General features: G+C 56.8%; 11 protein-coding genes. All 11 read right to left on the bottom strand.

Translation table 11 applies throughout. The features are described 5' to 3' along the window. Positions 1-41: 41 nt before the first annotated feature. The 11 genes from accA to cdsA all read right to left on the bottom strand — a co-directional run bounded on the left by accA (position 42) and on the right by cdsA (position 13,932). Positions 42-1,001 carry an acetyl-CoA carboxylase carboxyl transferase subunit alpha gene (accA, locus tag DR88_RS21580; RefSeq protein WP_004145855.1) on the bottom strand — a complete coding sequence of 320 codons (960 nt, stop codon included), beginning with the start codon at positions 999-1,001 and terminating at the stop codon, positions 42-44. Between the two features lie 12 nt (positions 1,002-1,013). Next, positions 1,014-4,496, bottom strand: a complete 3,483-nt coding sequence (gene dnaE, locus DR88_RS21585; RefSeq protein WP_004177353.1) for a DNA polymerase III subunit alpha — start codon at positions 4,494-4,496, stop codon at positions 1,014-1,016. Positions 4,497-4,513: 17 nt separating this feature from the next. After that, entirely contained in the window at positions 4,514-5,113 is a 600-nt protein-coding gene (gene rnhB, locus DR88_RS21590) for a ribonuclease HII (protein WP_002889376.1), read from the bottom strand. Further along, entirely contained in the window at positions 5,110-6,261 is a 1,152-nt protein-coding gene (lpxB, locus tag DR88_RS21595) for a lipid-A-disaccharide synthase (protein WP_002889374.1), read from the bottom strand. The genes rnhB and lpxB overlap by 4 nt, the downstream gene beginning before the upstream one ends. Beyond that, a complete protein-coding gene (gene lpxA, locus DR88_RS21600; RefSeq protein ID WP_004178647.1) occupies positions 6,261-7,049 on the bottom strand; it encodes an acyl-ACP--UDP-N-acetylglucosamine O-acyltransferase in 789 nt (262 codons plus the stop codon). Before lpxA ends, lpxB begins: the two co-directional genes overlap by 1 nt. Positions 7,050-7,052: 3 nt before the next feature. Further along, a complete protein-coding gene (gene fabZ / locus DR88_RS21605; RefSeq protein WP_004145858.1) occupies positions 7,053-7,508 on the bottom strand; it encodes a 3-hydroxyacyl-ACP dehydratase FabZ in 456 nt (151 codons plus the stop codon). A gap of 105 nt (positions 7,509-7,613) precedes the next feature. Beyond that, positions 7,614-8,639, bottom strand: coding sequence for a UDP-3-O-(3-hydroxymyristoyl)glucosamine N-acyltransferase (gene lpxD, locus DR88_RS21610; protein WP_004147159.1), 1,026 nt, complete (start codon positions 8,637-8,639; stop codon positions 7,614-7,616). Between the two features lie 3 nt (positions 8,640-8,642). Continuing rightward, on the bottom strand, positions 8,643-9,128 hold the full coding sequence (gene skp / locus DR88_RS21615; RefSeq protein ID WP_004178645.1) for a molecular chaperone Skp: 486 nt from the start codon (positions 9,126-9,128) through the stop codon (positions 8,643-8,645). A gap of 121 nt (positions 9,129-9,249) precedes the next feature. Continuing rightward, positions 9,250-11,679, bottom strand: a complete 2,430-nt coding sequence (gene bamA, locus DR88_RS21620) for an outer membrane protein assembly factor BamA (protein ID WP_004145860.1) — start codon at positions 11,677-11,679, stop codon at positions 9,250-9,252. A gap of 31 nt (positions 11,680-11,710) precedes the next feature. Then, entirely contained in the window at positions 11,711-13,063 is a 1,353-nt protein-coding gene (gene rseP, locus DR88_RS21625; protein WP_004177358.1) for a sigma E protease regulator RseP, read from the bottom strand. Positions 13,064-13,074: 11 nt separating this feature from the next. Further along, positions 13,075-13,932 (bottom strand): phosphatidate cytidylyltransferase, encoded by an 858-nt coding sequence (gene cdsA, locus DR88_RS21630; RefSeq protein WP_002889318.1) that lies wholly within the window; start codon positions 13,930-13,932, stop codon positions 13,075-13,077. Positions 13,933-13,943: the final 11 nt, after the last annotated feature.

Below are 13,943 nucleotides of genomic sequence, written 5' to 3'. Positions count from 1 at the left end.
CCGGAAAATCCGGCCCTTAGTGTTAAGTCCTGACGAAAAAGTTAAGCGTAACCGTAGCTCATCAGACGCTGATAACGGCGGTTCAGCAGCTCTTCTTCGCTGAGCAGATCGAGGTCTGCCAGGTCTGCCAGCAGCTGCGCCTTCAGGCTTGCCGCCATCGCTTCCGGGTTGCGGTGAGCGCCGCCCAGCGGTTCCGGAACGATAGAATCGATCAGCTTCAGCTCTTTCAGACGCGGGGCGATAATGCCCATTGCTTCCGCAGCCAGCGGCGCTTTATCCGCGCTCTTCCACAGAATGGAGGCGCAGCCTTCCGGCGAAATGACCGAATAGGTGCTGTACTGGAGCATGTTGACCTTGTCGCCCACGCCGATCGCCAGCGCGCCGCCGGAGCCGCCTTCACCGATTACGGTGCAGATAACCGGCACGCTCAGACGCGACATCTCACGCAGGTTGCGGGCGATCGCTTCCGACTGGCCACGCTCTTCCGCGCCGACGCCCGGGTAGGCGCCCGGGGTGTCGATAAAGGTGATGATCGGCATTTTAAACCGCTCAGCCATCTCCATCAGGCGTAGCGCTTTGCGGTAGCCTTCCGGCGCCGGCATCCCAAAGTTGCGGCGAATTTTCTCTTTGGTTTCACGACCTTTCTGGTGGCCGATGATCATCACCGGACGACCGTCAAGACGCGCGATACCGCCGACAATCGCTTTATCGTCAGCGAAGGCGCGGTCACCGGCCAGTTCGTCAAATTCGTCGAACGCCAGGCGGACATAATCCAGGGTGTAAGGACGGCGCGGGTGGCGCGCCAGTTGCGCAACCTGCCATGCACCGAGATCGGCGAAGATTTTGCGCGTCAGCTCTACGCTTTTCTCACGCAGACGATGCACTTCTTCGTCGATGTTAATATCCAGTTTCTCATCCTGACGGCTTACCGCAGTCAGGGAATCGATTTTCGCTTCCAGCTCTGCAATCGGCTGTTCAAAATCTAGGAAATTCAGACTCATAGTATTCCTGTATTAGTCAAACTCCAGTTCCACCTGCTCCGAGCCGATAAGGCCCCGCAGATCGTTAAGTAAACGATCGCTCGGAGAGACGCGCCATGTTGCGCCGAAACGCAACCGCGCGCGTGCATCCGCCCTCTGATAGTAGAGGTGCACTGGAATGGTTCCCGAACGGTGGGGTTCCAGAGACTGACGGAGTCGGTTTAAAAGCTGGTCATCAATTTGCCTGTCCGTCAGCGAGATAGCAAGCCCGCGAGCATATTTTTCCCGGGCTTCGTCAATGTCCATGACTTCACGGGCGGTCATTTTAAGCCCCCCGCTAAAGTCATCAAAGCTGACCTGTCCGCTGACGATAAGTATGCGGTCTTTTTCCAGCAACTGCTGATATTTATCCAGCGCGTCGGTGAATAACATCACTTCCAGCCGCCCGGAACGGTCATCCAGGGTACAGATGCCGATACGATTGCCGCGCTTGGTGACCATTACCCGCGCCGCAATCACCAGCCCCGCCGCCGTGGTGACTTTCCCACGTTCGGTCGGATGCATGTCTTTGAGCCTCACGCCGCCGACGTAGCGCTCAATCTCCTTCAGATACTGGTTAATCGGGTGTCCGGTGAGGTATAGCCCCAGGGTCTCCCTTTCACCATCCAGCACCACCTGCTCAGGCCATGGCTGGCAGCTGGCGTAGGATTGCTCAATTTGCTCGGGCTCTTCCGCCAGCACGCCGAACATATCAGCCTGGCCGATGGCCTCGGCTTTCGCGTGCTGGTCAGCGGCTTTCAACGCATCGCCCAGCGAATTCATCAGCGCCGCGCGATGTGGGCCGAGACGATCGAACGCCCCGGACATAATCAGCTTTTCCAGCACCCGACGGTTGAGCTTTTTAATATCGGTTCGCGCGCAGAGGTCGAACAGCTCGCGGAAATAGCCGCCATTGTTGCGCGCCTCAATAATCGCTTCGATCGGTCCTTCGCCGACGCCCTTGATGGCGCCAATGCCGTAGACGATCTCGCCATCGTCGTTGACGTGGAAATGGTACAGGCCGGAGTTAATATCCGGGGGCAGGATTTTTAGCCCCATTCGCCAGCACTCATCCACCAGGCCAACCACTTTCTCGGTGTTGTCCATATCGGCGGTCATCACCGCCGCCATAAACTCGGCCGGGTAGTGCGCCTTAAGCCACAGCGTCTGGTAGGAGACCAACGCGTAGGCGGCGGAGTGCGATTTGTTAAATCCGTAACCGGCGAATTTCTCCACCAGGTCGAAGATTTTCATCGCCAGTTCGCCGTCAATGCCGTTTTTCTTCGCCCCATCCTCAAAGATAGAACGCTGCTTGGCCATCTCCTCCGGCTTTTTCTTACCCATCGCACGACGCAGCATGTCCGCGCCGCCGAGGGTATATCCGGACAGCACCTGGGCAATCTGCATGACCTGTTCCTGATACAGGATGATGCCGTAGGTTGGCTCCAGCACCGGTTTCAGGCTTTCATGCTGCCACTGCACGTCCGGATAAGAGATCTCCTCGCGGCCATGCTTACGGTCGATAAAGTTATCTACCATCCCCGACTGCAGCGGGCCCGGGCGGAACAGAGCCACCAGCGCGATCATATCTTCGAAGCAGTCCGGCTGCAGGCGTTTAATCAGATCTTTCATGCCGCGCGATTCAAGCTGGAAGACCGCGGTGGTTTCCGAGCGCTGCAGCATGTCGAAGCTTTTCTTGTCATCCAGCGGGATGGCGGCGATATCCAGCGGCCCTTCGCCGTTCTTCTCACGGCGCTTGTTGATCATCTCCAGCGCCCAGTTAATGATAGTGAGCGTACGCAGACCGAGGAAGTCGAATTTCACCAGCCCGGCGTATTCCACGTCGTTCTTATCAAACTGGGTAACCGGATGCAGCCCCTGCTCATCGCAATACAGTGGCGCGAAATCGGTGATTTTGGTTGGAGCGATAACTACCCCACCGGCATGTTTACCGGCGTTTCGCGTCACCCCTTCCAGCTTACGCGCCATGTCGATCAGCGCTTTCACTTCCTCGTCCGCCTCGTAGATCTCCGGCAGCTGCGGCTCGGCCTCGAAGGCTTTCGCCAGCGTCATGCCCGGATCGGGCGGCACCAGCTTGGAGATACGATCGACAAATCCGTACGGGTGACCCAGCACGCGACCGACATCGCGGATGACCGCTTTCGCCGCCATGGTACCGAAGGTGATGATCTGCGATACCGCGTCGCGGCCGTACATATCCGCCACGTGCTCGATAACCTGGTCGCGTTTCTCCATGCAGAAGTCGACGTCGAAGTCGGGCATCGAGACACGTTCCGGGTTAAGGAAACGTTCGAACAGCAGGTCGAACTCCAGCGGGTCAAGATCGGTGATCTTCAGCGCATAGGCCACCAGCGAACCGGCGCCGGAACCGCGTCCCGGGCCAACCGGCACGCCGTTATCCTTCGACCACTGGATAAACTCCATCACAATCAGGAAGTAGCCCGGGAACCCCATCTGGTTGATAACCTGGAGTTCAATATCCAGACGCTGGTCATACTCCGGGCGCTTTTCAGCACGGACGGCAGGATCCGGGAAGAGGAATTCCAGCCGCTCTTCCAGACCCTCTTTCGATTTCATGACCAGGAAATCTTCCGTGGTCATATCGCCGGTCGGGAACTGCGGCAGGAAATATTCGCCAAGCCGCACGGTGACGTTGCAGCGCTTGGCAATTTCAACGCTGTTCGCCAGCGCTTCCGGAATATCGGCGAACAGCTCGCACATCTCTTCCTCGCTGCGCATATATTGCTGCGGCGAGTAGTTGCGCGGCCGTTTCGGGTCGTCGAGCGTAAAGCCGTCGTGGATCGCGACGCGGATTTCATGGGCGTCGAAATCGCTGGTGTCGAGAAAGCGGACATCGTTGGTCGCCACCACCGGCAGGCCGCGCGCTTCCGCCAGCGCCACGGCGGCGTGGAGATAGGCCTCTTCATCCTGTCGACCGGTACGGATCAGCTCCAGAAAATAGCGGTCCGGGAAATGCTCTTCGTAGAAGGCGACGCACTGTTCAACCAGCGGCATATTGCCGCGGATCAGGCTGACGCCGACGTCACCTTTCCGGCCGCCGGAGAGCAGAATCAGCCCTTCCTGATGTTCCACCAGCCAGTCGCGATCGATCCACGGCCCCAGGGCGCCGTAGCCGCGCTGATAGGCGCGGGAAATCAACAGGGTCAGGTTCTGGTAGCCGGTGTTGTTCGCCGCCAGCACGGTCAGCTCGGTAAATTCGTCGCCGAGCAGGTCGCACTGCACGTGAAAGTCGGCGCCGACGATCGGCTTAATCCCCGCGCCGTGTCCCGTCCCGTAGAACTTCACCAGTCCGCAGAGGTTGGTGAAATCGGTGATCGCCAGCGCTGGCATGCCAAGCGAGGCCGCCTTCTTCACCAGCGGCCCGGTCTTTGCCAGCCCATCGATCATGGAATAGTCGCTGTGCACCCGCAGGTGTACGAAACGTGGTTCAGCCATCTTTAGATCCCGGTGACTTAGTTGGACGCCAGGCCCAGGGCACGCTTCACCGGGCCAAAACTGCGCCGGTGATGCTCTGTTGCGCCGTGTTCCTGCAGCTTCTGCAGGTGAACAGCGGTGGGATAGCCTTTATGCTGGGCAAATCCGTAGTGGGGAAATGCGAGGTCCAGCGTGGCCATTTCGGCGTCACGAGTGACTTTTGCCAGAATAGACGCTGCGCTGATTTCTGCCACCCGGCTGTCGCCTTTCACCACCGCCTGGGAGGGCATCGGTAGCGACGGACAGCGGTTGCCATCGATCAGGACAAACTCAGGAACAATGCTCAGGCCGGCGACGGCGCGCTGCATCGCCAGCATAGTGGCATGCAGAATATTCAGCTCGTCGATTTCGTGCGGCTCGGCGCGCCCCAGGCTCCAGCACAGCGCTTTCTCTTTAATCTCATCGAACAGCGCCAGACGACGCTTCTCGCTGAGTTTTTTGGAATCATTCAGACCCACAATCGGCTTCGCCGGATCGAGGATCACCGCCGCGGTCACCACCGCGCCAACCAGGGGGCCACGCCCGACCTCATCGACGCCGGCAACCAGATGGGTATGCGGATAGACGAACTCCATCATTGTTTTGCTAACTCCAGTACGGCGTCCGCCGCCTGCTCATCGGCGTTGCAGCGGATCTGCTGATGCAGGGCGCGGAACGTCTCATGCATCTCATGGCTGGTTTTGCCATCGGCCAGCAGCGGCTGCAGAGCGGCTGCCAGCGCCTGGGGCTCGCACTCATCCTGCAGCAGCTCTTTAACCAGTTCGCGACCGGCCAGCAGGTTCGGTAACGAGACATAGTCGGTTTTTACCAACCGCTTCGCCAGCCAGAAGGTGAACGGCTTCATCCGGTAGCCAACCACCATCGGGCATTTCGCCAGCATACACTCCAGCGCTGCCGTCCCGGAGGCCAGCAGCGCGGCGTCGCTGGCGATCATCGCATCGCGCGCCTGACCATCCAGCATATGCACGATCATATCCGGCGCCGTCTCAGCTTTAATACGCTCAAACTGCTCCCGCCGTTTAGCATTAACCAGCGGCACCACCACCTGCAGATCGGGATAGGTGGCGCGCAGAAGCTGCGCGGTTTTCAGGAAGTCGGCGCTAAGCATTTCGACTTCCGCGCCGCGGCTGCCGGGTAGCAGAGCGAGGCAGCGCACGCTGTGCGGGATCCCTAACCGGTCGCGCGCAGCGCCTTTGTCAGGATCCAGCGGCATCGCATCCGCCATGGTATGGCCAATAAAGCGGCAGGGGACGTTAAATTTGTCATAAAACGCTTTTTCGAAAGGCAGAAAGGCCAGCACCAGATCGGTGGATCTGCCGATTTTGAAAACGCGTTTTTGTCGCCAGGCCCAGACCGACGGGCTGACGTAGTGAATGGTTTTGATGCCCTGCTTTTTCAGATTTCCTTCGAGGGTGATATTAAAGTCAGGGGCGTCGATGCCGACGAAGACATCGGGACGCAGCTCGCCGAAGCGGCGGGTCAAATCGGCGCGAATATGGAGTAAGCGACGCAGGCGACCGAGCACTTCAACAATGCCCATCACCGCCAGCTCTTCCATTTCATACCAGGCTTCGCACCCTTCCGCCTGCATTAGCGGCCCCGCCACGCCGACAAAGCGCGCATTCGGGATGCGTGCTTTAAGCGCGCGGATGAGACCAGCGCCTAGAATATCGCCGGAGGTTTCTCCGGCGACCAGGGCAATCGTCAGGGGACGCTGTTCAGCCATTAACGAATCAAGCCGCGGGTAGAACGAGCGAAGAAATCGACAAACGGCTGAACCTCAGGATGCTGAGCAGCCAGTTCGGCGATTTCCGGCTTGGCTTCTTCCAGCGTTTTGCCGCTGCGGTACAGCAGTTTATACGCGTTGCGGATCGCGGTGATTGCTTCCCGGCTGAAGCCGCGGCGTTTCAGCCCTTCGATGTTAACGCCGAACGGCGTCGCATGGTTGCCCTGGGCAATTACGAACGGCGGAACGTCCTGCGCCACGCCGGAGCAGCCGCCAACCATAACGTGTGAGCCAATGACGCAGAACTGATGCACCGCCGTCATGCCGCCGATAATGACATAATCATCCAGCGAAACATGGCCCGCGAGCGTCGCGTTATTGGCCAGAATGCAGCGATCGCCAAGCGTACAATCGTGCGCCACGTGGGCGTTGATCATCAGCAGGTTATCGTTGCCCACCTTTGTTAATCCACCGCCCTGTACTGTGCCGCGATGAATGGTGACGCTTTCGCGAATGCGGTTGCGATCGCCAATTTCCACCCGGGTCGGTTCGCCAGCATATTTCAGATCCTGGTTAACTTCGCCGATGGAAGCGAACTGATAGATCTCATTGTCACGGCCGATTTTGGTGTGGCCGTTAACGACAACGTGAGACTTCAGCACGGTGCCTTCGCCGATTTCGACGTTAGCGCCAACAATACAAAACGGACCAATGTGGACGTTAGCGCCAATCACGGCGCCTTCTTCTACAATGGCGGTAGGATGAACAAAAGCGGTTTTATCAATCACGTATCAGGCCTCCCGGCTACGCGCACACATCATCGTCGCTTCGCAAACCACTTTACCGTCAACCAGCGCAACGCCTTTGAAACGGGTCAGGCCGCGGCGGGTTTTCTCGAAAGTGACTTCCATAATCATCTGATCGCCTGGTACTACCGGGCGTTTGAAGCGTGCTTCATCGATACCCGCGAAGTAGTACAGCTCGCCTGGTTCCAGTTTTCCGACGCTTTTGAACGCCAGAATCCCGGTGGCTTGCGCCATTGCTTCCAGAATCAGGACGCCCGGCAAAATCGGCTTACCAGGGAAGTGCCCCTGGAAAAACGGCTCGTTTACAGAAACATTTTTTACTGCGCGCAGAAAACGACCTTCTTCAAAATCCAGCACGCGGTCTACCAGCAGGAACGGGTAACGGTGAGGCAGAAGTTCCAGAATCTCTTCAATGTGCAGAGTATGAGTGTCAGTAGTCAAAATACTCTTCCTGTCTAAATGTACTAAAAGGCAATAATAACACGGCCTGCGGCAATCTTTTAGCGAATGCAACAGGCCGGAAATGTCATGTGACCAAATGATGAATTAGTCTTGTTGATTAACCTTGCGCTCAATCGCTTTCAGGCGCTTGCTCATCTCGTCAATATTCATCACCAGCGCAGCGGTTTTACGCCACGCCTTGTTCGGCTGCAGCGGAATACCGGAGGAATATACGCCAGGTTCGCTGATAGGACGCATCACCATCCCCATCCCCGTGACGGTGACCTTATCGCAGATTTCCATATGGCCGTTAATCACGCTGGCGCCGCCAATCATGCAGTAGCGGCCAATTTTCAGGCTGCCCGCCATGATAACGCCGCCAGCGACCGCGGTATTGTCGCCAATCACCACGTTATGCGCAATCTGGCACTGGTTATCAATGATAACCCCGTTGCCAATCACGGTATCGTCCAGCGCACCACGGTCAATCGTTGTGCAGGCGCCAATCTCCACGCGATCGCCAATAATGACGCGACCCAGCTGCGGGATCTTTACCCAGTTACCGCGATCGTTAGCGTAGCCGAAGCCATCCGCGCCAATCACCGTGCTGGACTGAATCAGGCAATTCTCGCCGATCTCAATCTCATGGTAAACGGTCACATTAGCCCACAAACGCGAGCCGGCGCCTATTTTCGTATTTTTCCCAACGAAGCAGCCTGCGCCGATAACTACGTTATCGCCCAGCACTACGCCGGATTCGATAACCGCGTTGGCGCCGATGGCAACGTTGCTACCCAGCTTCGCCGACGGATCGATGACCGCGCTCGGCGCGATATCCTCAGCCGGCTGCGGCGTGGTATCAAGAATTTGAGCCATGCGCGCGTAGGTCAGGTAGGGGTTACGCACTACCAGCGCGGCGCTATGGGCAAAAGGTAAATCATCCTGCGTCATCACAACGGCAGAAGCCTGGCAAGCGGCCAGGTGCTCACGGTACTTAGGGTTGACCATGAAAGTGATTTGGCCCGTTTTCGCGCTCTGCATGGACGCAACGCCGGTGATGACGATATCGCCATCACCGTGTAATTCTGCATCCAACTGCTGCGCGAGATCAGCCAGTCGAATTGAAGGCATTACTTATTTAACCTGTTTCAGCACATCAGCGGTGATGTCTTTTACATCGCTGCTGTTATATGCAACGGCATTCGCGTCAACCACCAGATCGATGCTCTGATCTTTCGCTACGCTCTGTACGGCAGTCTGGATACGGGTAACCAGTTTGCCACGCTCTTCGTTGGAACGACGTGCGCGATCCTGTTCAAACGCCTGCGCTTTCTGGGAGAAGGTCTGGCGCTGAGCCATCACGTCTTTTTCCAGTTTGGTACGTTCGGCGCCCGGCTTCATGGACTGCAGACGCTGCATTTTGGATTGCAGGTCGCCTTCCATACGCTGCAGTTCGCTAGCGCGGCCTTTGAACTCGTTTTCCAGCGTGTTGGAAACGCCAGTTTTCTGGGCAACCTGTTGGAACAGGCTGTTCATGTTCACCAGGGCAATTTTATCTGCCGCCTGAGCGGAAGTTACCATTGCCAAACCCAGACCTGCAGCTAATAACCACTTTTTCACAATAAACTCCTTACCATCCCATGAGTACCCAGGGGTACCGTTATTTGCGTGGCGAGGCGATAAACGCGTTATCGCCTACAGTCAGCGCTATACTGCACTTGCATTCCGTTGCCGCCAACAATTACCAGGTTTTACCAATGTTAAACTGGAACTGTTCGGCTTTGTCTCCATCGTACTTTTTGAACGGTTGGGCGTAGGAGAAGACCAACGGCCCCAACGGCGACATCCACTGCACGGCAATACCCGCAGACATACGGATGTTGCTCGGATCGCTGTAATCCGGATAACCAGCGTACGCGCTCGAATCCCAGTGAGTATCCCATACGGTACCCATATCCCAGAAGACGGAAGTACGGACCGAGTTCGCATATTTGTCACTAATAAACGGCGTCGGGGTAATCAGCTCAAGGCTGGCCACCGCCATCGCGTTACCGCCCACCGCATCATCGGATTTACACGGTGCGGATTCGGTGCTCTTACATTCATTATCGTAACTATCGTCATCATCATGACGACTGCTTGCCGGGAAGTACACCGCCTTCGGACCAATGGTGTTCGACTGGAAGCCACGCACGGTGCTGGAACCACCGGCATAGAAGTTCTCATAGAACGGCATCTCTTTGCCGCCAATACCATCGCCATAACCAAAGCGCGTACGACCCAGTACTACCCACTGATGATCGTTGTCGATCGGCACGTAGGTCGCGGTATCCAGCGTCGCTTTGTAGTACTCGTTGTCTGAGCCCGGAATGGTCACCTTACCGTTCAGGTTGACGCGCGAACCTTCCGTTGGGAAGAAGCCGCGGTCAAGCTTGTTATAGGTCCAACCGTAGTTGAAGGTGAAGTCATTCGCACTGAACGAGTTCCGGTCGTTGGTGTTGTCCGGATACTGGCCCATCGAGTTAAGGTAACGCCACATTGCCACCTGCGGCTGCATATTGGACAGGGAGTTATGCACATAACCGACGCCGGCGCGCAGCGTGTTGTATTCGTTGACCGGGAAGCCCAGCGTAATGTCTGTACCATAGCTTTTGTTGGTATAGTCAGACAGATCCGCATCGTTCGCATCAAAGTCATTATAGAAGACACGACCGCCGAGGCTTACACCGTCTACGGTGAAGTACGGGTTGGTCACCGACAGCTCGGTATAGGTCTGGTAGTCGTTTTTGGTACCGTTGATACCGACAGCATAGCCAGTACCTAACCAGTTATCCTGCTGAACGCCCGCCTGGAAGCTGACGCCGCTCTCGGTACCGTAGCCGATACCGAAGTTGAAGCTACCGGTGTTACGCTCTTTCACCTTGTAGACAACGTCGACCTGGTCCGGGCTGCCCGGCACGCGCTGGGTATCAGTATCCACCGTTTCAAAGAAACCTAAACGGTTGAGACGGTCTTTACCCTGATCGACGAGGTCGCTCCCCAGCCATGCGCCTTCCATCTGGCGCATTTCGCGGCGCAGTACGGCATCTTTAGAGGTGTCGTTGCCTTCGAAGCGAATTTTACGCACGTAATAACGGTTGCCTGCGTCGACGTTAACGTGCAGCTTAACGGTTTTATCGCTGTCGTTGATCTCCGGCTGCGACTGCACGCGCGGATAGGCGTAACCATAACGACCCAACAGTTTCTTGATGTCGTTTTCCATCTTGGTCACTTTCGCGCCGTTGTACAGTTCGCCTGGCTCAACTTTAGTCAGCGCTTCGATTTCCGCGGAATGGCCAGCGAGGTTGCCCGTCACCTGCACTCCGGAAAACTTGTACTGATCGCCTTCGGTGATGTTGACGGTGATGTAGATCCCTTTCTTATCCGGCGTCAGGCTGACCTGGGTAGAATCGATGTTGAAACGGGCATAGCCGCGATCCAGGTAGTAGCTGCGCAGGGTTTCAAGGTCGCCCGCTAGCTTCTGCTTCTGGTATTTACGGTCGCCGACCACGTTCCACCACGGCACCTCATCGCGCAGCTGGAAGTGGGAGATCAGCTCATCGGTCGAAAACGCATGGTTGCCGACGATGTTGATCTGTTGAATTTTTGCGGAGACGCCTTCCTGGAAGACCAGCTTCAAATCGACACGGTTACGCGGCAGCGGCGTAACGACTGCTTTGACGCTGGCGCTGTATTTACCGACGCTGTAGTAGAAGTCTTCAAGACCCTTCTCGATATCCGCGATGGTCGTGCGGTCAAGCGACTCGCCCACCCGAACGCCTGAGGCCTCAAGGTTCTGCTTGAGCATGTCATCTTTCACCGACTTGTTGCCGGAGAAGGTGATGCTGGCGATCGTCGGACGCTCTTTCACCTGCACCAGCAGGGTATCACCATCGCGCAGGACGCGGACGTCCTCGAAGTTGCCAGTGGCAAACAGCGCGCGAATAGTGTTACTGATATCATCGTCGGTCACCGTATCGCCAGGACGCACTGGCATACTGAGGAGGGCCGCACCAACAGCGACACGCTGCAAGCCTTCGAAATGAATGTCCTTCACCACGAACCCTTCAGCACCGTATACAGTCGCGCTGCTAAACAGCAGCGACGCTATGAGCAACTTTTTCATCGCCATCGTTATTATGCGTTCTTCCTAACAAACTCTCTTATAACCGAGAGAAATCATTGAAAAGTGCAAGCCCCATTAACAGCACCAGCAGTATTGAGCCAATGCGATAACTAAAGTCTTGAACTCGCTCGGATACCGGCCCGCCCTTCAGCTTTTCAATCGCTAAAAACAGCAGATGTCCCCCATCCAGTACGGGTAGAGGGAACAGGTTGATGATTCCGAGGTTCACGCTAATCAGCGCCAGGAACATCAGATAATAAATCAACCCAAACTCCGCTGACATTCCAGCCCCCTGAGCGATAGAGATCGGCCCACTGAGGTTGTTCAGTTTGACATCACCGGTTATCAATTTACCCAGCATCCTGACCGTCAGCGACATCAGCTGCCAGGTTTTATCCGTGGCTTCAGCGATGGCGGCAAACGGTCCGTACTGACGTACTGTCTTGTATTCTTCAGGCAGCGGGATGACCTTTGGCACCACCCCTGCGAACCCTTCCGCCTTACCTTTCACCGTTTTCGCATCCGGCGTCAGGGTTAACGGCAGCGCACTCCCCTGCCGTTCAATCTCCAGCGCCAGCGCTTTGCCCGGATTATCGCGCACCAGATTAACAAACGTCATCCACTGCGTTAACGGTTGACCATCGACTTTAACGATCCGGTCGCCCGCTTGCAAACCCGCTTTCTGGGCTGCCGATCCCGCCTGAACCTCAGCCAGCACCGTATCAATCTGCGCGCTGCGCGGCTGGATCCCCAGCGAGGTCACGGGATCTTGCTTGTCTGGCTCAAACGACCAATGCCGCAGATCGACGATTTTATCCTGGCGCTGATTGGTCCCGAAAGGGGCGACGGTAACTATTGTTTGCGGGTTGCCGATTTTGGCCACCAGCTGCAGACGCACCGCATCCCAATCAGGCGTTTCGATACCATCTATCGCTTTAAGTTCCGTTCCTTTTGCAATTTGTGCTTGCGCGGCAACCGAATTGGGCGTTATTTCACCCACCACCGGCCGCACGCCGGGAACGCCGATGATAAAGACCAGCCAGTAAGCAAAGATAGCGAAAATGAAGTTAGCAATGGGGCCGGCGGCAATCACCGCCGCACGCTGACCGACGGTTTTATTGTTGAAGGCATAGTGACGCATCTCCGGCGCCACCGCTTCAACACGCTCATCCAGCATCTTGACGTAGCCGCCCAGTGGGATCAGGGCGATGACGAACTCTGTGCCCTGCTTATCCATCCGCCGCCACAGCGCTTTGCCGAAGCCGATAGAAAAACGCTCAACCCGGATACCGCAGCGGCGCGCCACCCAAAAATGGCCAAACTCATGCACCGTAATCAGTACGCCAAGCGCAATGATAAAAGCCGCCAGATTCCAGAGCACGCTCAGCATATAACCTTCCGTCAAATCGTCCTGAAGACCAACAGTAGCAGACAGGCGAAGACCGGCACCGCCGCCGTCAGGCTGTCGATACGATCGAGAATACCACCATGTCCGGGAATCAAGTGCCCGCTATCCTTAATGCCGGCCTCGCGCTTAAACATACTTTCCGTCAGGTCGCCCAGCACCGAAGCCAGGGCCGCCACCACCGAACAGACCAGCAGCACCGTCGGCGTGACGTCAAGATGGGCCCACACGCCGTAGGCCCAGGAAATCACTGCCGCGGTCAGCAAACCGCCAAAAAAGCCCTGCCAGGTTTTACCCGGTGAGACCTTCGGCGCCAGCTTGTGCTTGCCAAACATTTTACCAAACATATAGGCGCCAGAGTCCGCGCCCCACACCAGGATCATGACGTACAGCAGCCACAGCGCGCCGCTGTAGTGGTTATCGGCATAGTGCCAGGCGCGCAGCGCCAGCATGCCCCAGAAAAACGGGACGATGGTCAGGATGCCGAAGATGAGGCGCAGCACCTTAGAGTGGCGCCAGAATGCCGCCGACGCCGGGTATGAGAGCACCAGCAGTAACGCGACGATCCACCAGGCAAAAGAGGCCCATAGCGACCCTTCAACCATCGGTTGATGAACGTCATAATGGTATTCAGGCAGCAGAAAAAGCATCGCCGCCAGCAGAAGGCCGCACAGCACCGCCAGCCAAACCCGCTGCGACGTCGAGGTAAAACCGCTCAGTTGTCCCCACTCCCAGGCGGCGAGCATACAGACCACCAGGGTGACGATAGCAAAGCCCATCGGCGGCAATAAAAACAATGCCGCAATGACGATGGGGATTAAGACGAAAGCAGATATCAGGCGATACTTCAGCAAAAGTGACCCCC

Origin of the sequence: Klebsiella pneumoniae, from assembly GCF_000742135.1 — a bacterium.
Classification (GTDB): domain Bacteria; phylum Pseudomonadota; class Gammaproteobacteria; order Enterobacterales; family Enterobacteriaceae; genus Klebsiella; species Klebsiella pneumoniae.
The sequence above is the reverse complement of the archived record's forward strand: the minus strand, read 5'-3'. Positions and strand labels throughout refer to the sequence as shown.